The 25,009-nt window shown below is 40.5% G+C and carries 26 protein-coding genes, 2 riboswitches and 1 other annotated feature; of the genes, 9 read left to right on the top strand and 17 right to left on the bottom strand.

Translation table 11 applies throughout. The annotated features are described in order from the left end of the window. The first annotated feature begins 79 nt into the window (after positions 1-79). The gene (locus CKW02_RS06525; protein ID WP_003212319.1) at positions 80-2,503 is read left to right on the top strand and encodes a bifunctional diguanylate cyclase/phosphodiesterase; all 2,424 of its coding nucleotides are present in this window, start codon (positions 80-82) and stop codon (positions 2,501-2,503) included. A 30-nt stretch (positions 2,504-2,533) separates the two neighbouring features. Here the strand turns inward: CKW02_RS06525 and CKW02_RS06520 are convergent, their stop codons facing one another. The 3 genes from CKW02_RS06520 to CKW02_RS06510 all read right to left on the bottom strand — a co-directional run bounded on the left by CKW02_RS06520 (position 2,534) and on the right by CKW02_RS06510 (position 3,715). Continuing rightward, positions 2,534-2,998, bottom strand: a complete 465-nt coding sequence (locus CKW02_RS06520; protein WP_088004396.1) for a MarR family winged helix-turn-helix transcriptional regulator — start codon at positions 2,996-2,998, stop codon at positions 2,534-2,536. A 355-nt stretch (positions 2,999-3,353) separates the two neighbouring features. Next, a complete protein-coding gene (locus CKW02_RS06515; RefSeq protein WP_003210757.1) occupies positions 3,354-3,518 on the bottom strand; it encodes a hypothetical protein in 165 nt (54 codons plus the stop codon). Between the two features lie 38 nt (positions 3,519-3,556). Beyond that, positions 3,557-3,715, bottom strand: coding sequence for a hypothetical protein (locus CKW02_RS06510; protein WP_003212375.1), 159 nt, complete (start codon positions 3,713-3,715; stop codon positions 3,557-3,559). Positions 3,716-3,903: 188 nt separating this feature from the next. On the opposite strand from CKW02_RS06510, the gene CKW02_RS06505 reads away from it, so the two are divergent. Then, a complete protein-coding gene (locus CKW02_RS06505) occupies positions 3,904-4,233 on the top strand; it encodes a MerR family transcriptional regulator (RefSeq protein WP_003211516.1) in 330 nt (109 codons plus the stop codon). A 266-nt stretch (positions 4,234-4,499) separates the two neighbouring features. On the opposite strand, the gene CKW02_RS06500 is transcribed toward CKW02_RS06505, so the two are convergent. Beyond that, a complete protein-coding gene (locus tag CKW02_RS06500) occupies positions 4,500-4,871 on the bottom strand; it encodes a cupin domain-containing protein (protein ID WP_003211130.1) in 372 nt (123 codons plus the stop codon). A 214-nt stretch (positions 4,872-5,085) separates the two neighbouring features. Here CKW02_RS06500 and CKW02_RS06495 point away from each other — a divergent pair, with 214 nt between their 5' ends. Continuing rightward, positions 5,086-5,949 (top strand): LysR family transcriptional regulator, encoded by an 864-nt coding sequence (locus CKW02_RS06495; RefSeq protein ID WP_003211886.1) that lies wholly within the window; start codon positions 5,086-5,088, stop codon positions 5,947-5,949. 86 nt (positions 5,950-6,035) lie between these two features. On the opposite strand, the gene CKW02_RS06490 is transcribed toward CKW02_RS06495, so the two are convergent. The 3 genes from CKW02_RS06490 to CKW02_RS20250 form a co-directional block, all read right to left on the bottom strand. Further along, positions 6,036-6,434, bottom strand: coding sequence for a hypothetical protein (locus CKW02_RS06490; protein WP_003211828.1), 399 nt, complete (start codon positions 6,432-6,434; stop codon positions 6,036-6,038). Positions 6,435-6,535: 101 nt separating this feature from the next. Beyond that, positions 6,536-7,894, bottom strand: coding sequence for a magnesium transporter (gene mgtE, locus CKW02_RS06485; protein ID WP_003212108.1), 1,359 nt, complete (start codon positions 7,892-7,894; stop codon positions 6,536-6,538). Positions 7,895-8,101: 207 nt separating this feature from the next. Then, positions 8,102-8,265, bottom strand: a riboswitch (M-box (ykoK) riboswitch). A 132-nt stretch (positions 8,266-8,397) separates the two neighbouring features. Continuing rightward, positions 8,398-8,538 (bottom strand): hypothetical protein, encoded by a 141-nt coding sequence (locus CKW02_RS20250; protein WP_003212346.1) that lies wholly within the window; start codon positions 8,536-8,538, stop codon positions 8,398-8,400. A gap of 260 nt (positions 8,539-8,798) precedes the next feature. On the opposite strand from CKW02_RS20250, the gene CKW02_RS06475 reads away from it, so the two are divergent. Next, positions 8,799-10,091 carry an aminotransferase class V-fold PLP-dependent enzyme gene (locus CKW02_RS06475; RefSeq protein ID WP_034619967.1) on the top strand — a complete coding sequence of 431 codons (1,293 nt, stop codon included), beginning with the start codon at positions 8,799-8,801 and terminating at the stop codon, positions 10,089-10,091. Positions 10,092-10,425: 334 nt separating this feature from the next. Here CKW02_RS06475 and CKW02_RS06465 read toward each other — a convergent pair whose 3' ends face one another. The 4 genes from CKW02_RS06465 to CKW02_RS06450 all read right to left on the bottom strand — a co-directional run bounded on the left by CKW02_RS06465 (position 10,426) and on the right by CKW02_RS06450 (position 13,833). Next, a complete protein-coding gene (locus CKW02_RS06465) occupies positions 10,426-10,944 on the bottom strand; it encodes a PepSY domain-containing protein (RefSeq protein WP_003211816.1) in 519 nt (172 codons plus the stop codon). A gap of 93 nt (positions 10,945-11,037) precedes the next feature. After that, positions 11,038-11,727 (bottom strand): PepSY domain-containing protein, encoded by a 690-nt coding sequence (locus CKW02_RS06460; protein ID WP_003211196.1) that lies wholly within the window; start codon positions 11,725-11,727, stop codon positions 11,038-11,040. A gap of 66 nt (positions 11,728-11,793) precedes the next feature. Beyond that, a complete protein-coding gene (locus CKW02_RS06455) occupies positions 11,794-13,143 on the bottom strand; it encodes a sensor histidine kinase (protein WP_003211428.1) in 1,350 nt (449 codons plus the stop codon). Between the two features lie 3 nt (positions 13,144-13,146). Beyond that, the gene (locus CKW02_RS06450) at positions 13,147-13,833 is read right to left on the bottom strand and encodes a response regulator transcription factor (RefSeq protein WP_003211113.1); all 687 of its coding nucleotides are present in this window, start codon (positions 13,831-13,833) and stop codon (positions 13,147-13,149) included. Between the two features lie 268 nt (positions 13,834-14,101). On the opposite strand from CKW02_RS06450, the gene CKW02_RS06445 reads away from it, so the two are divergent. The 4 genes from CKW02_RS06445 to CKW02_RS06430 all read left to right on the top strand — a co-directional run bounded on the left by CKW02_RS06445 (position 14,102) and on the right by CKW02_RS06430 (position 19,275). Next, the gene (locus tag CKW02_RS06445) at positions 14,102-14,581 is read left to right on the top strand and encodes a GNAT family N-acetyltransferase (RefSeq protein WP_003212396.1); all 480 of its coding nucleotides are present in this window, start codon (positions 14,102-14,104) and stop codon (positions 14,579-14,581) included. Between the two features lie 378 nt (positions 14,582-14,959). Then, the gene (locus CKW02_RS06440; protein WP_003210884.1) at positions 14,960-15,919 is read left to right on the top strand and encodes a S8 family peptidase; all 960 of its coding nucleotides are present in this window, start codon (positions 14,960-14,962) and stop codon (positions 15,917-15,919) included. Positions 15,920-16,031: 112 nt separating this feature from the next. Then, a riboswitch (cobalamin riboswitch) is annotated at positions 16,032-16,223 on the top strand. Between the two features lie 154 nt (positions 16,224-16,377). Further along, positions 16,378-18,666 (top strand): 5-methyltetrahydropteroyltriglutamate--homocysteine S-methyltransferase, encoded by a 2,289-nt coding sequence (gene metE / locus CKW02_RS06435; RefSeq protein ID WP_003211581.1) that lies wholly within the window; start codon positions 16,378-16,380, stop codon positions 18,664-18,666. A gap of 138 nt (positions 18,667-18,804) precedes the next feature. Further along, positions 18,805-19,275, top strand: coding sequence for a guanine deaminase (locus CKW02_RS06430; RefSeq protein ID WP_003212370.1), 471 nt, complete (start codon positions 18,805-18,807; stop codon positions 19,273-19,275). Between the two features lie 58 nt (positions 19,276-19,333). Here the strand turns inward: CKW02_RS06430 and CKW02_RS06425 are convergent, their stop codons facing one another. Continuing rightward, on the bottom strand, positions 19,334-19,750 hold the full coding sequence (locus tag CKW02_RS06425) for an organic hydroperoxide resistance protein OhrB (protein ID WP_003212261.1): 417 nt from the start codon (positions 19,748-19,750) through the stop codon (positions 19,334-19,336). Positions 19,751-19,912: 162 nt separating this feature from the next. On the opposite strand from CKW02_RS06425, the gene CKW02_RS06420 reads away from it, so the two are divergent. Further along, a complete protein-coding gene (locus CKW02_RS06420; RefSeq protein WP_003212097.1) occupies positions 19,913-20,359 on the top strand; it encodes a MarR family winged helix-turn-helix transcriptional regulator in 447 nt (148 codons plus the stop codon). A gap of 32 nt (positions 20,360-20,391) precedes the next feature. Here CKW02_RS06420 and CKW02_RS06415 read toward each other — a convergent pair whose 3' ends face one another. The 5 genes from CKW02_RS06415 to proB form a co-directional block, all read right to left on the bottom strand. Beyond that, on the bottom strand, positions 20,392-20,820 hold the full coding sequence (locus CKW02_RS06415) for an organic hydroperoxide resistance protein (RefSeq protein WP_003211843.1): 429 nt from the start codon (positions 20,818-20,820) through the stop codon (positions 20,392-20,394). A gap of 151 nt (positions 20,821-20,971) precedes the next feature. After that, positions 20,972-21,106 (bottom strand): hypothetical protein, encoded by a 135-nt coding sequence (locus CKW02_RS06410; protein ID WP_003211284.1) that lies wholly within the window; start codon positions 21,104-21,106, stop codon positions 20,972-20,974. Continuing rightward, positions 21,096-22,232, bottom strand: a complete 1,137-nt coding sequence (locus CKW02_RS06405; protein ID WP_003212073.1) for a Rap family tetratricopeptide repeat protein — start codon at positions 22,230-22,232, stop codon at positions 21,096-21,098. Before CKW02_RS06405 ends, CKW02_RS06410 begins: the two co-directional genes overlap by 11 nt. Before the next feature lie 125 nt (positions 22,233-22,357). Then, positions 22,358-23,605, bottom strand: coding sequence for a glutamate-5-semialdehyde dehydrogenase (locus CKW02_RS06400; RefSeq protein ID WP_003210789.1), 1,248 nt, complete (start codon positions 23,603-23,605; stop codon positions 22,358-22,360). 12 nt (positions 23,606-23,617) lie between these two features. Continuing rightward, the gene (gene proB / locus CKW02_RS06395; RefSeq protein ID WP_003211523.1) at positions 23,618-24,715 is read right to left on the bottom strand and encodes a glutamate 5-kinase; all 1,098 of its coding nucleotides are present in this window, start codon (positions 24,713-24,715) and stop codon (positions 23,618-23,620) included. 55 nt (positions 24,716-24,770) lie between these two features. Then, positions 24,771-24,989: a binding site (T-box leader), on the bottom strand. Between the last annotated feature and the right edge of the window lie 20 nt (positions 24,990-25,009).

Here is a 25,009-nt window from a genome sequence, read left to right as displayed (position 1 = left end):
AAGGAAAAGTGAACACAGAAGCCATTCGATCCGATATATTAGGTATACGTCTGTTTTAAGATACTGGAGGTTTTCTTACATGACCCATTTAACAGGAAGCTACAATGGATGGCTTGTCTTTCTGTCAATCGCAGTCGCCGCTGTCGCCTCCTACTCAGCTCTTCATTTAGCCAGCCGAGTGGCACAGTCAAGCGGTGCAAAGAAAAAGGTATGGCTGATCGTTGGTGCCTTGATCATGGGAATGGGGATATGGTCGATGCATTTTATCAGCATGATGGCACTTCACGTGCGTGCTGGTATCACATATGAAACACCCTTGCTCATTTTATCGATTTTGGCATCTTTTGTCGGGTCCTTGATCGCATTCACAATATGCATTCAAGAGCAGCTCTCCACAAGGCGGCTGCTCATTAGTTCAATCACCATGGGCTCAGCTATTTGCAGCATGCATTATCTTGGAATGGAATCAATGGCCAATGTCTCAATCAGCTATGATCCAGTCCTCTTTTTTCTTTCGTTTTTCATTGCTGCGATAGCGTCTTTCTTTTCGCTTCATCTCTTTTTTCGGCTCCATCGATCCGGGAAAAAGCAGGAGGATCATCTGTTAAAAATAGCTGGTGCACTCGTGATGGGCGGTGCTGTTTCTGGCATGCACTATACCGGTATGGCTGCTTCTACTATGTTTTTTCATTCAGACGGACAGTCCCCTGGGGGTGGTTCTCTTGAACTATCACCATTCAGTCTGTCGATTTTCATCGGCTTAATGACACTGATTGTCCAAACACTGATGATTTTTGGAGCCTATATAGATCACCGAATCATGAAGCAGGCAGATAAGCTAAAGGAAAATGAACAGCGGTTCCAATCGCTCATCAAACATAATATCGATGGCATTATCGTGTTATCGGTCAATCGAAAGGTGCTTTCTGCGAACGACTCAGGTAAACAAATTCTAAAAATGTGCAATTCTTGGATTGGTGATGATGTCAGCCAATACGTCATGCCGACTGACATGTGGGAAGAATTTATTTACGAGTCAAAAAAAGCCATCACACGTGAAGCAGAACTAAAAGCAGCAGATCGCTTTTATTATTATCATGTCACTTACATACCTGTTCATGTCAACAATACGCTTGACAGTATTTATCTTGTCTTAAAAGATTTAACGCAGCAGCGGATTGCAGAAAAAGAAATTCATGTCATGGCACATTATGATGCGTTAACCGAGCTTCCTAATCGGCGCCACGCCATCAACCATTTAAGTGATGTTCTCTCCGCTCAAGAAGAGACAGGAACATCGACGGCTGTTCTGTTTCTTGATTTGAATCGTTTTAAAATTATCAATGATGCACTTGGTCATAACATAGGGGACTTACTTCTTAAAGCAGCTGCAAACAGACTGACGCAATGTTTACCAGACAACGGCTTTATAGCCAGACTAGGCGGGGATGAATTTTTAATGATCTTCCCTGACATGGGGCATGACACACAGAAAATTGAACAACTTTCTCAAAATATCATTCGGCAATTTGAGCGTCCTTTTTTCATCCAGAATCATCAGCTCATTACTTCTATCAGCATTGGAATCGCTATCTCACCTCAAAATGGCAAAGATGGGATGGAGTTAATGAGGAAAGCCGATATGGCGATGTATTTATCCAAAAAACATGAGCAAAGCCGTTATGAGTTTTTCACCGAATCAATGGAAAGATCAAGTGAAGATAGGTTGAACCGAGAGCTTGAGTTACGAGATGCCATTCAAAGAGAACAGTTTGTGCTTCATTACCAGCCGCAAGTGAGTGCGAAAACAAGACAGATGACTGGCGTAGAAGCTCTTCTAAGAATGAAAGCACCAGATGGTTCGTTAAAATCACCCGAGGCTTTTATTGAGCTGGCAGAGGAATCAGGACTGATCATTGATATTGGCAGATGGGTGATTGATACCGCATGCAGGCAGGCTAAAACGTGGTATGACAACGGGCTGAAAATTCCCGTGGCTGTCAATTTATCTGCAAAACAATTCAATTCTGAAGACTTAATTGATTTGATTAAGCTGACACTGAAAAAATACGATATGACACCGTCACTGCTCGAGCTTGAAGTCACAGAAAGTATGACAATGGACAATATCAAGCAATCAAAACAGGTACTGACCTCACTGAAACATCTGGGCGTTCGCATTAGTATTGATGACTTTGGTACAGGGCATAGCTCCTTAAGCTATTTAAAGGATTTGCCCATTCATCGCCTAAAAATCGACAAATCCTTCATCGAAGATATTTTAAATGATTCAAAATCTGAACAGATTACAGGTGCCATTATCGCGATGGGACATCAACTATCTCTCGAGGTCATAGCAGAAGGTGTTGAAACCTTTGCGCAGGCGCAGCTTTTATCTGCGCAAGGATGTGACGACTTGCAAGGCTTTTATTATGCAAAGCCCCTTCCAGCAAACGATATCGAAAAATTCATTGCCTATCCAGCGCATCAGCTGGACACATAAAAAAGGTGCCAATCATGGCACCTTTTCGTTCTATCTAAATAATAAATGTTGACTGTGAATACCTGCTTTTTTCAATAGACTAATCAATTGTTCTTGTTCTTCTCGCGAGAGGCCTGAGAAGGCACGCGCAATCCGGAGAGAATGAATCGGGTAAATTTTATCAAGATAACTGCGCCCTTTATCTGTTAAATGGGCATAAACCGACCTTTTATCCTTTGGGTCCTGCTCTCTTTCAATGAAACCATTTCGTTCTAATTTGTCAATTACGTACGTCACATTCCCGCTGACAAGCAGGAGTCTTGAGCCGATTTGCTGAAGTTTTTGAGCACCTCTTGTATACAGCAATTCAAGAACCGCAAATTCAGTTGGATTAAATCCATGCTCTTTGCTGTCTCTAATGCTGTGTTCTGAAACGCTTTTAAATGCTCTTGCAAATACCTTGTAAAGTGTCATTGAACGTTCTACTTCTTCTTCATTAAACGATAGTCTCATCACATATCTACCTCTTATAATATTTTTTTAACTTCAAGGCTTTCTTGCGGTGCAGTTGGAGCCTTTCGTAAAAAATAGAAGTACGTTTTTGAAAACCCTTTCAACCACATAAGTGACTCCATTCGTGTTATGTATAAGATTTCGATATAAACTTTTAAAATCCTTCTTATTTTTCACAACCATCTCGAAAAAAAGGTTTTTTAGCAAACCATCAAGATACGACACAGTTTAACATAATCTGTAAAGACTCTATGTTTCTTTACACTGTATTCGTCAAATTTCTACAAAATTCAATATTGCTATAACATTAAACAAAAAAAGAACCCTTTATGTGACATGCGCACATTTCAAGGGATTTTCACAAATCACGCTTTGTTTTGTTGAAAAAGAAGTGATACTCTTTTTTTAAGTCACTAATTGTCATGTTCTTGGCCGCACTAGGACTGTACACTCCTAATGAACAGAGCTGCTTCGTATAATAATGTCTTTCCTTTGCTAAAGCTTCTGTTAGGATACGCCGCACCGATTATCCCCTCCTATCAATTGATCTGGAGCAGGTGCTTATGAAGACCTTTTATACAAATCATTTTGTACAGCTCTTAGAAGAGCATGCGCATTCTGACCTGCAGCCTGCATGAATCGCTCCAGTAATTCATCCCTCTTCATATCTAATGCGATGATTTCTTTTGCCATACAGATGATCCGTGTTTGCTCCATCATATGCTCCTCCTCCTATTTCAACTCATCATCATTATATGCAAGCGTAGCAATCACTTCACATATGTTGTCAACTTTCCTTCCATCGTTTTTTCATTTTTATGTTTTTATGTTATATTTTCTAACAAACGATAGGTTTTTTTCGTTGTCATTCTGTATAATATGAAGAAAAGACTTGCAGGGGTGAGTATATGACGCAGGAAGATGCATCTTATAAAGATAAAAAAGTCATTTCAATCGGGATTGTCAGTGAATTAACAGGGCTATCCGTCAGGCAAATCCGATATTATGAGGAACGCAGACTCATCTACCCCCAGCGCTCAACAAGAGGCACGCGTAAATATTCTTTTTCTGATGTAGAACGATTAATGGACATCGCCAACAAACGAGAAGACGGTGTGCAAACAGCGGAGATTTTGAAAGACATGAAGAAAAAGGAACAGGCATTAAAAAGCGGACAATATAAGAAAAAAATGCTGGAAGGTCAAATTAACGCACACTTCCGGTACAAAAATCGATAAACAAATAAAGTTTAGCTGACTCTTTTAGGCTTTGTTCGTACTTGATTTTTGGTCATGGCTTAATGAAAAAGAGACAGCTTTTTTTGCTGTCTCCGTTATCAAACCAAAGCCCTTGGCAATGCCAAATCATACTCAGTGAAATAAGCTATATAGGCAAGGACATCCGTTTAAATTTACTTTTTTTAGGCGGTGTTCCACAACATTTCATTCTAAGAAACAACATTATATCAAATAGCGTTTTAGGTATATTGTTAAGTGCAGGCGATCTAGCGTTTATCCATTCGTTCAGGAATCGAAACAGTTCGTTCATTGATCACATTCCCCGTGTTTAACGTCGTTTTTGGTTCAATTAAGAGCAAATGAACTTCTTCTTCAGCAATTGGCTGATGTTCAATTCCTTTTGGAATCACAAGAAACTCACCTTCATTAAGCGCTATTTCTCTATCCCTAAAACGGATGACTAGATTTCCTTTCCATACAAAGAACATTTCATCCTCGTCATCATGGTGATGCCAAATGAATTCACCCTTAATTTTTACCATTTTCATGTATGAGTCGTTCAACTCTCCACTTATTCTAGGATTCCAATAATCATTTATTTGCGAAAATTTCTCTTGGATATTAACCTTTGAAATCAATAGATTCCCTCCTCATTTACTTGGAAACGTCTTTTTTATCTTTCTTAAGCTAGAACTCCCTACCTTGCAAATTCTCCTCCTCATGATAAACATCAAGGGACACAATGAGCATCAACCTCTTATATTATTAAGTTTACTTATTCTGTTGGATCACGTAAAATCAAAAAATAATGTATAGTTCATCACAATTTGTGATACAAAAAGGAGCATTGTTTTGGATATTACATCTTTGGAGATATTTAAAGCAGTAGCTATTGAACAAAGCGTTACAAAAGCTGCTGAGAAATTAAATTATGTACAGTCCAATGTCACTGCACGAATCCAGCGTCTTGAACAAGAATTAGGTGTTCCTCTTTTCTATCGATATCACAAAAAGATATCCTTAACGCCTGCAGGGCGAGAACTGTTGCCATATGCAAACAAATTACTCTACGATTTTGAAGAAGCGATAGAGGCCGTAAAGCTTTCCTCTACTCCGCGAGGTACTTTGCACATTGGATCTATAGAGTCTACCGCTTCGACAAGATTGCCCAGCATTTTCGCAGCATATCACAAGACATTTTCACAAGTAGAATTGAGCTTGTATATGGCACCTACTGTAGATCAGGTTCATGCTATTCTCAACTACAAGGTAGACGGTGCATTGGTTGATGGGCCCATTCTTCATCCCGACATTATTGAATATCCGGTATTGGAAGAATCACTTGTTCTCATTACAAGCTACTCCCAGGAGGAATTCCAGGTAGAATCAATTTTACATGAACCATTGCTTTCGTCATTTGCGCATTGCATCTATTTGGGGCGTTGGCAACGATGGTTAGAGAGCAATGGCTTTGCTCCGATGAAGGTAATGGAATATGGCACTTTAGAGGGCGTGCTTAAATGCGTTGAAAACGGGCTAGGGGTTACCGTATTACCAAAATCTATGGTTGAATCTCGGGTGCAAGGCAGATTTACCTGTCATCCTTTACCGGAACCACACAGAATCGTGCCAACTGTGTTTATAAGGCGCCGCGATTCGTACATGACCAGTGCCCTCTCACGGTTTATGGAATTATTGGGCATAACTCATATGTGATCGGGTCATTTGTGGTAAAAAAGAGGATAGATAGAGCGACATTCTTTCAGCTCTTCTATCCTTTTTACATAAAATTATTTTAGCTTTCATTGAGAGGAAGTGTCAGTTCCTTCAACGAGTCCTACAAAGTCAATCCGTACACCGCCTTTTTCGGGATCTTCTATGACCCGCATGGCCAGTGCCTTTTTCTCCCCTGTTTTTTCATCTTCGTAATTCGCATGAAAGACGTGAATGCTGGCTTCTTCCAATTGAAAATCATCATAAGAAAGCGTCTCTATGCCCCATTCTTTTTTCAGCTTTAGAATGTCATTTGGGCTTGGGACAGCACCTTCAACATAGATGTTTTCTATTTTTTGTTTATTTCCTTCGGTAATCGCTTCAATCATATGCTCTGCAGCCACTAGTCTTCTGTCTTTCCCCTCGTCTTCCCTTGAACATGCACCTAGCAATACAATGCACATTAAAATGAATAAAAACTTCTTCATTTTTCTCTCCCACCTTCTCCTTAAAATGTAAAGGATGGAAGCGCTATATGCAATCTTTATTCAAAAAAGACTGTAAAACGTCACGTTTTACAGTCTTCTTGCTACATCAGTGTATGAAGGAATGCAGTTGCAATTCCAAAATAGATCAGTAAGGATAAAATATCATTCAATGTTGTGATTAGCGGCCCAGATGCAATGGCTGGGTCCACGTTTAATCTGTGTAAAATAATCGGTACAACCGTACCTGCCATTGTCCCAATAATCAGTGTTGCAAGCAGTGAGGAACCGACAACAAAACCTAAAATCATATTGCCCTGCCACACCATTGCGACGACTGTAATAATAATGGAACAGACAATCCCAATGTAAATACTCGTTCTCAGCTCTCTAAAAATAAGGCGCATGATGGTTTTTTTCGTTAATTCTTCTTTTGAAAGCCCTCTAATGACGACGGCAAGAGACTGTGTCCCTGTATTCCCTGTCATCCCGGCAATCATCGGCATGAAGAACGCTAAAGCAACGACTTGCTGAAGGGTACCTTCAAAATAATTTAAAATACTGCCTGAAATCAGCCCAATGAACAAGAGCAAAATGAGCCACGGAAGACGGCGGTATGCCGCCACAAATGCCGGCGTGTCGAACGTGATATCTTTACCAGAGGCAGCAAACTTTTCATAGTCTTCGCCCGCCTCTTGAATCACAACATCAATGATATCATCGACTGTAACAATTCCGACTAGGACATTGTTCTCTTCCACAACAGGAATCGCAAGGAAATCATATCGTTCAATCAGCTTTGCGATTTCCTCCTGATCTTGAAAGGCTCCAACGGCAATGACTCTTGTAAACATGAGATCCTGTACCTTTTCATCCGGTTCACCTAAAATGAGATCCCGGTATGAGAGAACGCCTACAAGCTGTTTTTGATCATTAATCACATATAAATAGTTGATTGATTCCGCAATTTCAGCAAAGCTTTTCAGCTTCACAACGGCATCCTGCACTGTAAAATGCTGAGGAATCCAAACATAACGGTTGGTCATGATCCGTCCCGCTGTCTCAGCAGGATAATTCATAAGAAGCTGGACGGCCTTGGATTCCTCTGCTTCCATGTTAGATAAAAGCTGATCCTTTAGCTCATCCTCCATCTCATCAAACAAGTTGGCTAGATCATCGTTATCCATTTTGTTTGTGACGAAGGTCGCTTTGTCTTTACCTACTTTTTCAAGAACAATTTCTTGATATTCCCGCTCCAGCTCACCCATCATTTCTGTCACGTCATCGACTGGTAAAAAGCTGAGGAAGCGGCCGCGGTGTTTCTCTGGAAGCTCTTTAAATAAATAGGCCATATCATATGGTTGAAGTTCTTCCATGATGTTTTTAAATTCTTTTCGTTTTCCATCTCTTAGTAAAATAATGATGCGTAAAATGAGTTCATCATACGTAATATTTTGTATCATCGCTGTTACCTCCCCAAAGTCAGGAGATACCCGAATCCCTTAGAATGTGCGGGGGTCAGGATCTCCTCTATCTGATGTCTCAATCTGATCTTTTGACATATCCTCTATGTGTCTCGAATCGGGATGATCCATCCCCACACCTCCTTTTCTCATAAAAAAGCACCTTCAACCGAATGAAGGCGCTTTGTAAGCATGACAAATAAACACTTGCTCCTTCAATCGTAGAGCTTTAGCACTGTATGGCATAGGAAAAATCCAGCTGCATTAAAAATCACCTTATGTCGATGATTTCTGTTGACCCATTGGCGTCTTTGGACATTTTTGGGCAGCAGCGTATCTCCATACAGGAGCCTCACCTAACGAAGTCTCATATTGTTGACACACTGAGATTACAGAAAAAGCGCAGTGATGTCAATAAGCAAGATGCCAATTTCCCTTATGTATTCGCTTACTTTTGAAAAAAAGAGCGATAGACAAAGTAGACCATCGCCCTTTCATGTCTTTTATTCCTCTTCTGGCTGATTCATATCCTCTTGGGAGAGGAGATGAAAGGAATCATGCAAAAACAAAGCATATCCTTCTCCATCAGGATGCGGAACATATTCCGCATGGTCCATTGTTTGCTCTTCTTCTTTTTTCTTCATATTCTCTCGCCTCCTTTCCCGTAGTTTGTCCCAATGAAAAAACCTTACACATGAAAGTGTAAGGAGTGATTAGTACAAAACAGCTGAACTCATAAAGGTGCGGCGAATGTCACCATTGGCAATGCGCTGATAACCGTCGCTTTAGCTAAAAATGAATGATTGTTTACAGAAAAAAGCTCTCTCTGATTAGGGTACAGCCATTGATTGATAACACAATGTATAATACTAAGTATAAGAAATGAATATTGGGGGATATGATGATGAGCGAATCTACACTGAACATGCACTTTTCAAATGATTTATTAAAAAAAGTAAGAGAACAATTTTTATATATTGATGAGGATCCTATCCTAAAAAAGGAACGACTCTTTTTTGACAATGCAGGTGGCTCTCTTCGTTTAAAACAGGCAAATCATATATTTTCAATCATTGATGGCATCCCAGATTGTTCTGAAAGAAATCATAAAGCTGCAAAACACTTGATTGATATCCAAAAAAAGGGGATTGTTGATCTTCAAACCATTTTTAACGTGAAACAAGGAAGCTTCGCCACATATCTGACAGCATCACAGGCTATCTTTCAAACTACGGGTATCATTGCAGAACATATTCAAGGAACAAATATTGTCACAACATCCTTAGAACATCCAGCAGCCTATGACGCAGCTAGTTTTTATGCAAATAAATTAAACAAAGAGCTGAGAGTGGCCAAGTCTAATCCTTTAACAGGTGGAGTGAACGTAGAAGACATCTTGGCATTAATCGATCAAGATACTGTTCTTCTAAGCGTCATCTATGCTTCGAATATCTCTGGTGCTATTTTAGACATTGAACAAATTGTACAAGAGGCAAGAAAAAAGAAACCAAACTTATTTATCATGGTTGATGCCGTTCAACATGCACCTCATGGTTTAATTGATATTGAAAAAACACCTGTGGATGTGATAAATTTTGCCCCATATAAATTTTTTGGTGTTAGAGGCTGCGGGATTGCTTATTTATCGGAAAGAGCTGCTCTTCTCCCTCATCATAAGTTAAAAGGAAAGAAAGAAACTGAATGGGGTCTAGGAACTCCAGCACCTGCTCATTATGCGGCTATTAGCGCAATTGTTGATTATGTGTGCTGGCTTGGAGGTCATTTTACAACAGTGAATGCCAGACGACAGTTATTCGCAGCAGGTATGGAAGCTATCGGAAAACAAGAAAGGTCTTTATTAAAAATAATGCTAGACGGGACACCCAACGTAAAAGGGCTAAGAGAAATCAAAGGAGTTACCGTGCATCTTGATGACCATGATTTATCAAAAAAAGATTTCATCGTAGCCATATCGATAGAAGGAACAAACCATGAGGATGCAGTAAGACAATATGAACAGCACGGTGTGATCGTATATGAAAGGTTGAATACAAGCATTTATTCTAAAAGGATGCTGGATTCCTTTGGAATGAAAGGGGCTATTAGAATATCACCTCTCCATTGTCATACTATTCAAGAGATTGAGACGTTTTTAAGAACAACTGAAATGATAAGCAATCAATATAAAAAGCATTAACATGCTTGCAGATTGTTGACAAAGGGCTAAAATGATCTTTATTTTAGCCCTTTGTCTTCTTTTCAGCGTGATAGAAAACCTTTGAAGTCTAGGAAGGACGAGTACTGGAGCGGAGCGAATTTGACATTCGTGAGCACCAGCACGCAGGACTGACACCGAATGCGAGGGTTTGTCTACACGCTGAAAGCATTAACATGCTTGGTGTACAGATACTTGGAAGTACGCTATTCAGTTTGATATTCATTTATACTTGTATACAATCAATTAGGCAAAAATAACGGTCTGAACCATCGGTTCAGACCGCATACAAATTTATCTTAGGATTGCTGGCGTATTAATCATCCCATTCTTGCTTCAGGATTTTGCCTGTTTTAGCGGAAATCTCAAAATCAACTTCCTCGCCGTTTGGTGTGGTGATTTCGACTTCATATAAGTACACACCATTTTCTTTATCTAAATCAGAATCTGTGACTGTTCCTTTTACTTTTGCAAGGGCAATTTGTTCAGCCTGCTTTTTAGTGATTTTCACATTTTGTTTCTTTTCTTTGACTGGATCATTCAACGCTTTTCCTGTTTTGGCATCGACATATACTTTATATTCAAAGCCGCCTTTTTTAATCTCGACCTCGTACACCCATTTTCCTTTTTTACGCTCAAGATCCACATCGTCCACATACCCTTTCACCACTTTTAGGGCTGCTTTTTCTGCTTGTTTCTTTGAGACAAACGAAGATTTCTTTTGCACCACTTGCTCCGCGTGTGCTGTTTGATTTGTATTTTGCGCTTGAAGTGTGAAACCACCTGCGACAAGAGTTCCTGTTAATGCTGTAATTACTAGTACTTTTTTCATCATGTTCATGTCCTCCTCTATTTGATTTCTCCTTTATCTTAAAGAAACAAGATGATAAAGGAAGGAAAGAAACATGAGAAAATCATGAGAAAAGGATTAGTTTTCGTACGTAATTCCTTCTATATCTCCTGTATATGCGTTCACAAGCACCTCTGCCTCTCGCCCGTCAGGCAAATCCAGCTCCACCTCAAATACGAGCATACCGCTAAATGTTTCAAGATCGGCATCATCCACTGTCCCTCCGACTTCTTTTACTGCAATTCGGATGGCTTCTTCGACCGTGATTTTTGTCATTTTCTTTTCTTTAGAGGTCGGGTTTTTCTTTTCTGCTTCAAGCACCTTAAACGTTTGCTTGTCGACATCGACTTGATATAATTCTTTTTTTGATTGGATCGTAAAGATAAAACGATCGGACTTTTCTTTCTTTTGAATGACCGTACCGCTCACTTTTTTAACAGCCGCTTCTTCTGCCAGAAGCTCAGCATTTTTTTCATTTGGCTTTTGATAGCTTTTTAACTGCTTGATTTCTTTCATTTGACCGCTTGCGGAGGATGCAATGATTTGATAGATCCCATTTGAATTTTCCAGGGTCAAGGTATAGTCCTGTTTATGATTGATTAAATCAATATTTGTAATGTTTCCATTGTAGTCTTTTGCGATGATTTTTTTGATCTCTGCTTCACTTAATATTTTTTGATCAATGGTTTGAATCATGAGCATTGCAAAGGCTGCAAGAACGACGAGACATCCTGCAAGCGCAAGCACCATTTTCGTTTTTCTAGACATGCAGCGCCTCCTTCCTATTTCCTATTTTATAAGGAGGAAATGAGAAATTGATGAGAAAAGACCCATTTATTTCGGGAAAAGAATGGTCATGGTTGTCCCTTCGCCGATTCGGCTGTCTACCATCAGCTCAGCTCCATGCTCTTCTGCAATTTGCTTCGCAATTGAAAGACCAAGACCCGTTCCGCCGGTCTCACTGTTTCTTGCTTCATCCACACGGAAAAAGCGGTCAAAGATTTTCGGAAGATTCTCTTCTTTTATGCCAATTCCATGGTCAACGACTGAAATAAACGGCTTCTCTCCTCTCCATCCGCAGGTCACATCAACTGGCTCTGTACTATATTTGACCGCATTATCAATCAAGATGGTCAAAAGCTGTTTGATTTTCTCTTCATCCCCCTCAGCGACGAGCGGCTGATCTGTTTGCACATCAGGCTCAATGGTTCGATTCGTTGCGACTTCAAGTGTATGGCATATCTGCTTGCATAAATGGCCAAGATCAACTGGCCTCATGTCCAAGTAAAGCGGCTGACCATTTTTCGCAAGTGTTAATAATTGATCTGTCAGCCTTTTCATTTTTTTCGCTTCATCATGAATCGCTTGAGAGGATTCTTCTATAACCTCTGGACGTGTTTGTCCCCAGCGCTTTAGTAAATTGCTGTAGCTCATAATGACGGTAATCGGTGTCTTCAATTCATGAGAGGCATCATGCAAGAATTGCTGCTCTTTCTCATAATGCTTCTCGAGTATTTCTGACATTTCATTAAAGGTTTGTCCCATTTGATACAATTCATCCTTTGAATCCCCTGCTAGTTTGATTCGCTTAAACGCCTTCTCCTTCATACTTGCCTTCATGGTGCTCGTCATTCTACTAATAGGGCGTACGATTTGTTTTGTTAAAATGTGGCCAGCAAAATAGGAAAGCACTATAATTAAAACGCCAGCAGCGATTAAAATCATTCTTAATAACGCCAAATTCTCTTCCGTATTTTCGATTTCTTCATATACTTGAAGCGACACAATCTCTCCATTTGTCCAAATGACCGGAATCGCAGCGAACGCAATCATATGCTTGTTGTATTCTTTTATTTCTGCTGTCTGACCAGTTTCATATGTAAAAGGCAGTGAGCTAAACGTTGATTCCTTTGTGACAGTCAACTTTGACTCACCCTTTTCTGTCACGACACGGATCATACCATTTTGGGGCAGGTACGCTTTCAGCAGCTCCGAGGATGGAAGACCCTCTTCTTCTGATTTTTTTAAGGCAATGGCAATATTTTCAGCGACCTCAGACAGCCGGGACATATCTTTTTGCGTTAAGGTCATCGAAAAAATAAAATAAATGGCTGTATGAAATAGCAGCACCATTAAAAACAAGGACAACGATGTATAAAGCTGAATTTTATTTTTTAATCTCATTCTTTATCCTTTCATCACATAACCCACACCTCTCACTGTGTGAATCAGCTGTTTTTCGAATGGGTAATCGACTTTTTTCCTTAAATAACGAATATAGACATCCACTACGTTTGTGTCACCGAAGTAATCAAAGCCCCAAACGGCTGTTAAAAGCTGATCTCTTGTAAGCACTTGCTGCTGATGCTTCAGCAAGTGGACAAGCAGGTCAAATTCTCTCGGTGTGAGCTCAAGCATTTGCCCGGCCCTTTGTATGTCTCTTGTTTTCTCGTTGACGGTCAAATCTGCTATGCTAAGCTCTGTTTCCTTTTCTTCTTGCGCATGAATATTCAACCTTAGCTGCGCACGAATTCGCGCTAATAATTCTTCTATGTCAAAAGGCTTTGTAATATAATCATTCGCCCCAAGATCGAGGCCGCTTACTTTATCAGGCACACTCCCTCTTGCTGTTATCAAAATAATAGGTGTCGCTGTATTTGTCTTTCGAACCCTTCTCAGCACTTCAAGACCGCTTAATTCTGGAAGCATGACGTCAAGCAGCACCAAATCGAAGCTTTCCTCTTCAAGAGCCTGGAGTCCATCCATTCCTGTCTCTTTGACTGTCACCTCATATCCTTCATATTCAAGCTCTAGTGACAGCACCCTTGCAATTTTCTTTTCATCTTCGACTACGAGTATCTTCCCTTTGTTCATCTCTATCTCTCCTATCTGAAAGGCAAGCTTGTCTTTCCATTATTATATGTTGCCTTTCCCATTTGGAACAGTCACAAACTTCACATGTTATTTTTTATATGAACATTGATAAAAAAGAACATTTGTTCTATAATGAGGTTATCATCCTAACAGTTATTGATATTGTAAGCACCTGAACGTAATCCTATTTCATTCGTTTTTATAAACATACCTATAGAATATGCAAATCGCACTCATTTATAAAAAATACAAGGAGGAACACCATTCTATGAAAAGCAAAAACAATGTGAAATTAACGCACTTTTCAGATGTATACATAGAAGGCTTATCGTCTTTTGTTCTAGAGGAAGAACAAGCAAAATTTACTGCTTTACCAAGCGCATATTTTGAGTTTACCGAAGGGCAATACAGAATTGTCATACTCAATGAAGATGAACCGGTTGGATTCTTTGTATTACATGCAACAGATCGTATTAAGGATTATTCAGATAACCCAAACGCTATGTTGTTAACTTCATTATCTATTCATCAGACTCAGCAAGGAAAAGGATTTGCTAAACAAGCAATGTTCTTATTAAATCAATTTGTCACCTCTGAATTCCCTAACTGTAACGAGATCGTACTGGCTGTAAATCATCAAAATATTCCTGCTCAGACTCTGTACTCACAAGTAGGCTATAAGGATACAGGTAAAAGAAAAATCGGTCCAATTGGTGAACAGTTGATTATGAGCTTATGGTTATCCTAACTGTTCACCAAACGGGTACTAGAGTGAAAATTATTTTAGAACAAAAATATCTCCGCTCAATCTTCCTTCTTCTCACTTCTCAACCATCACTTATTTTCGTTGTTTAATCAGAAAGCCTTTTTTAGTTCTTTTCACCCATTTTCATCTATACAGGTGCAAGCTCACTATGCAGCATTTCCTTCTTTTTCATATGATATCAAGAGTTTTCCTCAAAAGCTGAGTTCTTTCGTCAAGATGTGAGGAGAACTGCACTTTTGATAATAGATTGATTATTTGAAAAATTATTACAATTGACCCTTTCCGATCAAAAGTTTCTTTTATACAATAACATTACGCAGCCTGAATCTACTTTGAAAACAAAATAAGGAGGGCTTTCTTATGAAAGGTGAAATTCGCTTAATTCCGTATGAAGTAAAAGCCAATGTGATGGAAGCGAAAGAGACGCCGGAAAGTATTCAGGAGATTAAAGCACCCGAACTTTGGTCAAGTGGCTTCAAAGGAAAAGGCATAACCATTGCTGTCCTTGATACAGGCTGTGACACAGAGCATCCCGACTTAAAAGATCAGATTATCGGAGGCAAGAACTTTACCGATGATGACAATGGAGATGCTGAAAATGTAAAAGACTACAACGGGCATGGTACCCATGTAGCAGGAACGATTGCAGCAACAGATCAAAATGGCGGAATTCTAGGGGTTGCCCCTGAAGCCAAGCTGCTGATCGTGAAAGTTCTTGGCGGTGAAAATGGCAGCGGGAAATACGAATGGATCATTAATGGCATCAACTATGCCGCTGAGCAGAAGGTGGATATTATCTCTATGTCTCTCGGTGGTCCAAGCAATGAGCCCGCCTTGCAGGAAGCCATTCAAAATGCGGTGAAAAGCGGTGTACTTGTTGTGTGCGCAGCAGGAAATGAAGGGGACGGGGACGAGCGAACGGAAGAGTTCTCCTACCCAGCAGCATACAATGAAGTCATTGCCGTCGGCTCTGTCTCCCTTGCAAGAGAATCCTCTGAATTCTCCAACGCCAATAAAGAAATCGACCTCGTCGCTCCAGGAGAAGACATTTTATCCACTCTTCCTAACCATAAATATGGCAGACTCACAGGCACCTCAATGGCTGCCCCTCACGTGAGCGGTGCACTAGCCATTATTAAAAATGCCGAAGAAGAAGCGTTCCAGCGTAAGCTGACAGAGCCTGAGGTCTATGCTCAGCTTGTCAGAAGAACCCTTCCACTGAAGCAATCTAAAGCCCTCGTCGGAAATGGATTTTTATATTTAACTGCGCCTGATGTCCTTTTAGAAAAAACATTGGAAGCAGATCTTTTATCTCTATAGCTTGAATAGAGGTCCTGAGAATAGATAGAATTTTCTCAGGATTTTTTTAATTAAAATTATTCAAAATTTACTTTGACGAAATGAAATGGACGTTATATAATCGAACACAATAAATTCATAGTTTGAGAGTCGGTAATTCGATCATACGTCGAATTTTAATTGGGAAGACCGGTGAAAATCCGGCGCGGTCCCGCCACTGTGAGTGAGGAGAGCTTTTCTTATGAATCCACTGTCATAAGGACGGGAAGGATGAAAAGCTTGCAGATTCACCAGCCAGGATACCAGCCGCTCTATCACATCAAACCCCCTACGGTTGATAGGAGATGTCGGAAAAAAGCGTCAGTTCTGCTCACGCCTTATTTCGCACACACATTTTGTCTTTTTAAACCAGACATTTGCCCTCATCAATCTTCACCATGAGTGTAAATGTCTTTTTATATTTAGAGGAGGAATTGGAATTGACAATTGTTAAAACAAGTAATCTAGGTTTTCCGAGAATTGGTTTAAACAGAGAATGGAAAAAAGCACTTGAGTCTTATTGGAAAGGTCAAACTGACCGTGAAACCCTCTTAAGCACACTGGATGAACAATTTTTAACTGCCATTAAAACGCAAATTGATCAACAAATTGATGTTGTTCCTTCTGGAGATTTTACCTTCTACGATCACGTGCTCGATACTGCTGTCATGTTCAATTGGATTCCAGAGCGCTTCCGCAGCTTAAAAGACCCGCTAGATACATACTTCGCGATGGCAAGAGGAACAAAAGATGCTGTCTCAAGTGAAATGACAAAATGGTTTAATACAAACTATCACTACATCGTTCCAGAATACGAAAAAACCACCGAATTCAAACTCACACATAACAAACCGCTTGAAGCTTACGAAAAGGTGAAGAAGGCGTTTGGTGTTGAAACAAAACCTGTCGTACTTGGTCTTTATACATTTGTCTCACTTTCTAAAGGCTATGAACCAAATGAAGTAAAAGGGATTCAGCAGCGTCTCGTCCCGCTTTATACTCAAGTTTTAAAAGAACTTGAAGAAGCTGGCGTCAAATGGGTACAAATTGATGAGCCAGCACTTGTCACAGCTTCATATGAAGACGTGAAAGCCGTCAAAGAAATCTATCAAACGATCAAAGAAGCCGTACCTGCCTTAAATATTCTTCTTCAAACCTACTTTGATTCAGTAGATGCGTATGAAGAGCTTGTCACATATCCTGTTGAAGCCATCGGTCTTGATTTTGTCCATGATCAAGGACGCAATCTTGATCAAGTGAAAAAGCACGGCTTCCCGAAAGATAAAATTTTAGCAGCAGGCGTCATTGATGGAAGAAATATTTGGAGATCAGATCTTGGTGAAAGATTGTCATTCGTTTCTGAGGTCATTGCTGACGCTCAGCCGAAGGAAGTATGGCTGCAGCCATCAAGCAGTTTGCTGCATGTACCAGTTGCAAAACACCCAAGCGAACAGCTTGAAGAAAAACTATTAAACGGACTTTCTTATGCTACTGAAAAGCTGGCTGAATTAACAACATTAAAAGAGGGCTTAACAAAAGGAGCTGCGGCGATTGAAGCCGCCATCAATGAAGCCAAGCAAGCACTTCTTACTTTAAAAGAATTTGCAAAAGGAACCAATGCGGATTTGACAGCAGAACGCAACAATCTTTCATCGAAAGACTTTAAACGTCCAGTTGCCTTTGAAGAGCGCCTTCGTATCCAAAACGAATCTCTTGAACTGCCGCTCTTGCCAACAACAACCATTGGCAGCTTCCCGCAGTCTGCTGAAGTGCGAAGTGCTCGTCAAAAATGGCGTAAAAATGAATGGACAGATGCAGAATATGATGAATTTATTAAGAAAGAAACAAAAAGATGGATTGATATTCAGGAGGAAATCGGTCTGGACGTTCTCGTACATGGAGAATTCGAGCGTACAGACATGGTTGAATACTTTGGTGAAAAGCTAGCCGGATTTGCCTTTACGAAATTTGCTTGGGTACAATCCTACGGCTCACGCTGCGTGAAGCCGCCAATCATTTATGGAGATGTCGAGTTTACAGCGCCAATGACCGTGAAAGAGACGGTTTACGCACAAAGCTTAACGGAGAAAAAGGTCAAAGGAATGCTGACAGGTCCTGTCACCATCTTAAACTGGTCTTTCCCAAGAACAGATATCTCCCGAAAAGACATTGCCTTCCAAATCGCTTTCGCATTACGTAAAGAGGTAGAAGCGTTAGAAGAAGCAGGGATTCAAGTCATTCAAGTGGATGAACCTGCACTAAGAGAAGGTCTTCCGCTCAAAGAAAGTGATTGGGCAGACTATTTAAACTGGGCAGCAGAGTCATTCCGTCTATCAACATCATCTGTTCAAAATGAAACGCAAATTCATACACATATGTGCTACAGTAACTTCGAGGATATTGTCGATACGATTGAAGACCTTGATGCCGACGTGATCACTATTGAACATTCACGCAGTCATGGTGGATTCCTCGATTACCTAGAGAAGCACCCGTATTTGAAAGGACTTGGACTTGGTGTATATGACATCCATAGCCCGCGCGTTCCATCTATCGAAGAAATGAGTCAAATCATTGATGATGCACTGAACGTATGCCCGGCAGATCGCTTCTGGGTGAATCCTGACTGTGGTCTAAAAACGAGACAAGAGCCTGAAACCATTGCTGCTTTGAAAAACATGGTGACGGCAGCTGAAGTCGCTCGTAAAAAGCTGGCGCAGCATGCATAATTGATACCCTCTCCCCTGCTATCATGGCGGGGGATTTTTATGCGTAAATTGTCCTGCTTGACCATCTACTAGGAGGTTTCCTTTTCTAGCATGATTCGTTTATACTAGAGAAGTCAGTCGAACAAAGGGAGGAAGACAATGAATCACGAAGATTTTTTACAACGCGCAATTGATCTTGCAGTAGAAGGAGTCAATAGTGGTACTGGCGGCCCTTTTGGAGCAGTCATTGTCAAGGATGGACAGATTATTGCCGAGGGAAGCAACAATGTGACAACAACAAATGATCCAACCGCACATGCTGAAGTCACAGCCATTCGAAAGGCGTGCCAGACGCTGAATACATACCAATTAGAAGATTGTATTTTATATACAAGCTGTGAGCCTTGTCCGATGTGCCTTGGTGCTATTTACTGGGCTAGACCAAAAGCGGTCTATTTTGCTGCTGGACATCAGGATGCAGCAGTTTCTGGTTTTGATGACTCGTTTATTTATGAAGAAATCAATAAAGATTACGAATCAAGAAATATTCCATTTTATCAGCTGACACTTCAAAAAACCCTTGCACCATTTGAAGCATGGGAAACCTACGAACAAAAGAAAGAATATTAAAAAAGACACCTGCTCATCAGCAGGTGTTTCTTTTTTTCAGCGTAATAGAGAACCTTTTTTATTCAGCCACTTCAAGCTCTACTTCGATGTTTCCTCTTGTTGCTTTTGAATATGGACAGAATTCATGCGCAGCCTCAACAAGCTCTTTCACCTTGTCATGGTCAAGGCCTTTTGCAGATACAATCAGCTTGACACCAAGCTTAAATCCGCCATCACTTTCATCTTTTAAAAGACTGACATGTCCCTCGACTTCTGATTCAATGTTGACCCCTTGCTTTTTCGCTACTTGTTCAAGTGCCCCTCCGAAACAAGCTGCATAGCCCGCTGCAAATAATTGCTCTGGATTCGTACCAGTTTCTCCGTCTTTCTTTGCATTAGGCATGACAATGTTATGATCGAGCACACCATCTTCTGAACGAACATGTCCAGCTCTTCCATGTTGTGCCTTTACTTTTGCTGTGAATAATGGTTTCATCTTCATCTCCTCCTTTATCTATTTATTCCTTTCACGTTCTATCCATTTCTCAAACATTTATCGCACATTAAAGAATTTTTTCGTTTTTGGGCTGTATTTATTTTAAAAAAGAAGAAAATCTTATACAATGATAAGTATGACAAAAAATAGTTGGTGACTGACATGACAAATGAATTCGAGCATATGAAGCTGGAAAATCAGCTTTGTTTCTTGTTATATGCAAGTTCAAGAGAGATGACGAAGCAGTATAAACCGTTATTAGAAGAGTTAGACATTACGTATCCGCAATATTTGGCACTGCTTTTATTGTGGGAGCATGGGACATTAAATGTGAAAACGATGGGAGAGCTTTTATATTTAGACTCCGGTACACTCACACCTATGCTGAAACGGATGGAGCAAAACGGACTCATCATCCGCGAGCGCTCGAAAGAGGATGAACGTTCTGTGCAAATTCGTTTAACGGAATATGGCGAGCAACTAAAAGAGAAGGCTACTGCAATTCCATTTCAGATGCTGTCTGGGACAGGCAGATCGGAAGAAGAGTTAAAAACGCTGCGCGCCTCTTTGCATGAGCTTTTGCAAAAATTAACACAATCAAAAGGCTGAGGGAACATTCCCTCAGCCTTTTATGATATCAATTATTGTGCGACAGCTACTAATTCTACTTCAATATTTCCTTGAGTCGCTTTTGAATATGGGCATACGCCGTGTGCTTTATGAACAAGCTCATCTAATGCTGATTGCTCAATTCCAGTTCCTTTTACTTCTAGCTTAACGCCTAGTTTGAAGCCGCCATCTGAACTGTCTTTTACTAAGCTCACATGTGCTGTTACTTCACTTTCAAAACGGATACGCTCTTGTCTTGCGACCATTTGAAGGGCTGAATCAAAACATGCAGAGTAGCCTGCTGCAAATAATTGCTCTGGATTTGTTGCTTTTTCAATTTTTTTCGCTCTTGGTGTTCCAGGCATTGCTACATCATGCTCAAGCACACCATCAGTTGAAATAACCTTTCCTTCTCTTCCTCCTACAGCTGATACCGTTGCAGTAAATAAAACTTCTGACATGTATATAACCCTCTTTCTCTCCAATAATATTTTCTACAATTGAATTGTACACAATTAAAATTCAAGAGTCAACGAATACACACTCTTTTTTTAAGATTTCCTTTCTCCTCTATTTTATGTACACAGTAAAAAAAGCCCTTAATAAGGGCTTTTAGATGATGTCATGCTGCGCATTTGGTTGTTGTAGCGTATGATTTCTGTTATCCGGGTCGGCATTTGCTGCTGCCAGCCATAACGCCAGGATGGTGATGCTTGTACAGACGACTGCCCATTTTTTAAAATTCATATAAACAATCCCCTCTCTGAATATAGATTCGAGCATGTTCCGCTTCTCCGTAGAACATGGAAGATTTTTCATAATCTTCCATTTCATTATAATACTTTGCGGTGTCTAATGCCAGCTCCTCTATATCTGGATATGCATAGGCAGACTCTAAAAAATGAAAAATTCGTTTAATATGCTCCGCATCTTGCTTTAAATACAATGCTTCTAAAAATATCGTCTTTTGAATATGAATGTCATCTTGAAGTGCTTCTGCTCGCTTCATACATTCTTCTCTGTAGTGTAAGGCTTCTTCGTGTTTGCCTTGTTTGTATAATATCTGAGCGGCTGTATAAAGAGGGTCTATGGATCGACGAAGATGATCGGATTGATTTTGGTCAAATAACGAGATGGATTCTTTCATTAGTTCGAGTGCGCGGTCAAGATCGCCCATTCGGTAATAACTGTTGCCCATATTAAACAAAGAGGAAGCAATAAAACGCACATTTTGAAAGTCTCTTGATCTCGCAAGCGCTCTCTCGAGATGTGGTAATGCCTTTTCATGTCTTCTCATATCATCATAATTACCTGCCACAATAAATTCGCATTGGATCGTGCGAAGCGCATATAGCTCATGTTGAATATAGACATCTCGCGCCAGTTTGGCATGATGCATCGAGATATGTGTTTGTTTCATGTGATAATATATTTCTGACATTTTAAAATGAAATTCCGCACGTTCAATATCATCTGACACAAAAGAAAGCTTGTGCTCTGCCTTTTGATAAGACGAGATGGCAGCAATATACTGCCTACGGCCAAATTCATACATGCCTCTGAAAAAATGATAGTAGTATTCAAGCATGCCTGTGACATGTGTTTGATGCTCATCTATTTCTTTCGAAAGCTCGGAAAAGTTGGCGCGAAGCTTTCCTTCCTTTAATGGCTTTAAATAATCGAGCATGACCTCATGTCTGAATTCCATTAAAGAAAAATAGAGAAGCAAATTCTGATCTTCTTCCATTGAATCAAGAGAGGTGCGAATTTCCTGCTTTAGTTGTTCTGCTTGTTCTGAATCAAATCTGCGGATTAATTCATACCACTTGTTGATTTTCACTCCAATATCCGAAGAGGGAATGATTTTCGCCATACGTTGCCTTCTCCAATCTTCTCAAAATATAAAACATTACCATATTTTATCATACTTGACCGAAGAAATACAAAAATGAAAGGAAAAAGAGAGCCCTTTTGTCACAAGACTCTCTTTTGAATTCGTTATTCTCTTATTTGTCCTTGACCGCGAATGACAAACTTTTCAGAGGTTAAGGCAGGCAGACCCATAGGTCCTCTTGCATGCAGTTTTTGTGTACTAATCCCTATTTCTGCTCCGTAGCCAAATTCAAAGCCATCTGTGAACCGAGTAGAGGCATTATGATAGACAGCGGCAGCGTCGACAGCTGTTAAGAAAAGTGACGCATTTTGATCATTTTCCGTAATGACCGCTTCAGAGTGCTTGGAGCTATACGTTTGTATATGCTGAATCGCTTCTTCTATATTGGCTACGATTTTAATACTGACAATCGGCGCTAAAAACTCTGTTTCATAGTCCTCTGTGGTCGCTAATGAAGCACTTGGCGCAAGAGCACATACAGCTTCATCGCCCCGTATCTCTACCCCATTTGCATGAAGGGCTTCAAATAACGAAGCGCCATATGTTTTTGCCCATGTTTCATGAATAACAATGCTCTCGATCGCGTTGCAAACAGACGGCCTTTGGGTTTTAGCATTCAGCACAATCTGCTCAGCCATTTCGTTTTTCGCTGTTTCATCAATGTAGATATGACAGTTCCCTGCACCTGTCTCAAGCACTGGCACGGTAGACTCTCTCACAACAAGATCAATTAAATTTTTCCCGCCGCGCGGAATAAGGACATCCAGAAATTCATTTAAAGTGAACAGCGTTTTCGCCGTTTCACGGCCTGTATCTTCAATCAATTGCACACTGTCTACTGGAATATCCGTTGTGTGAAGCGCTTCATGGATCACCTTCACAATCGCTTTATTACTATGGATGGCAGAGGAGCTCCCGCGAAGAATAACAGCATTCCCAGTTTTCAAACAAAGGGTGGCAGCATCTACAGTCACGTTTGGTCTTGCTTCATAAATCATTCCAACCGTTCCAAGAGGCACACGCACCTTTTCGATGTACAGACCGTTTTCTTTTTGAATGGTTTCTAATGTTTCACCAATTGGGTCTTTTAGGTGAATGAGTTGAAGGGTCGCGTCTGCGATGGCTTCAATTCTCTCTTCCGTGAGTCTAATCCGGTCAATAACAGAAGGCGTGAACTGCTTTTCCTCTGCAGCCTGCACATCCTTTTTATTCTCATCGAGTAAATAAGCGGAAGATGCTTTAAGTGCCGTTGCGATGGCATGTAAAGCTGCATTTTTTTGCTCCGTCGTTTTTAGGAGCAGCTGATCTTTGGCTACACTTGCTTTTTTTGCTTTTTCAAGAACTTCATTCATCGTATTCCCTCCTCAGTTTTGTACATGCTGTACCCAGTGATCTCTGTGTATGACTTCAGGCTTCTCATTTGAAAGCTCATCACTTCGCATTCCTTTAATACTGAGAAGCTCATCGGATGCGTACAAGGTTTGTCCTTTACCTACTAGCCCATTCGGACCGACGACTTCAACGACCTCTCCTTTAGAAAAGTCACCAGCGACATCAATGACGCCAGCTGGAAGAAGACTTCTGCCATGATGCAAAATCGCCGCTTCCGCTCCTGCATCTATCATAATTTTCCCAGAAACGGGTGAATGGAATTGAATCCATTGACGGCGGTTGTTAACAGCTGATAAGTCCTGTTCTCCGATATACGTTCCGTCTCCTTGACCCGCTAGAATATGAAGCAGCTTATCCTCACCAGTACCTGTACCAATGAAGACTTTCACGCCTAGTGAAAGTGCCGTTTGTGCAGCAGACAGCTTTGATTTCATCCCGCCTGTTCCCACTTTTGAGCCTGTGCTCTTCGCATATGAAAACAATTCTTCTGAAATGTGTGTTAGTACATCAAAACGCTTCGCCTCAGGATGCTCATTTGGATTTGCATTATAAATACCGTTAATGTCTGTTAAGATGATCAATTGGTCTGCATGAATTAATCCACTGACAAGAGCTGACAGCATGTCATTATCACCAAAGGTAAGCTCCTCAATGGAGACAGAATCATTTTCATTAATGATCGGTAAAATTTTTCTTTCTAGCAGCTCCATCATCGTTGCGTAAGCATTTCGATATCTTGTTCGATCTGAAAAGTCATTACGGGTTAAAAGCATTTGTGCAGGTGTCATGTGAAACTGTGAAAATAGTTCTGTATATTTCTGCATTAATAAGCCCTGACCAACGGCTGCTGCTGCCTGTTTTCCCTTTAAGGTCACAGGTCTTGATGGATACCCTAAGCTGCCAAACCCTGCTGCCACGGCTCCTGATGAAATTAAAATAATTTCATGCCCAGCCTCTTTCAGCTTTGCTATCGCTTTCACATGATCCTGCATTTTTTGTTCATCAATGGCTCCTTTTTGCTCTGTTAATGAACTGCTGCCAATTTTGATGACGATCCTTTGCTTTTTCATTATTGATTCCCTCCGCTATACCTTTAGGCACAAAAAAATCCCTTTTTCTCCTTATGTAAAGGACGAAAAGGGATTTTCCGTGGTACCACCTTCATTGAATAAGCATACATCTAGCTTATTCCACTCAACTCCTGTAACGCCAGGCACGCGCTTAGATTTTTCCTCTAAGGCTCAAAGGGCAGGTTCAGCAGCTGTCTGCGGCAAATGTTTCAGCATGTCATTTGCTCTCTTTACGCATCAGTTCCTGCTTACTATTCCTTTTCAACGCTCGTTAATTTTTTTATATTATCACCA

It is taken from the genome of Bacillus pumilus, assembly GCF_900186955.1.
GTDB lineage: Bacteria > Bacillota > Bacilli > Bacillales > Bacillaceae > Bacillus > Bacillus pumilus.
Note: the sequence above shows the minus strand (reverse complement) of the source record. Positions and strands in the feature narration are given on the sequence as shown.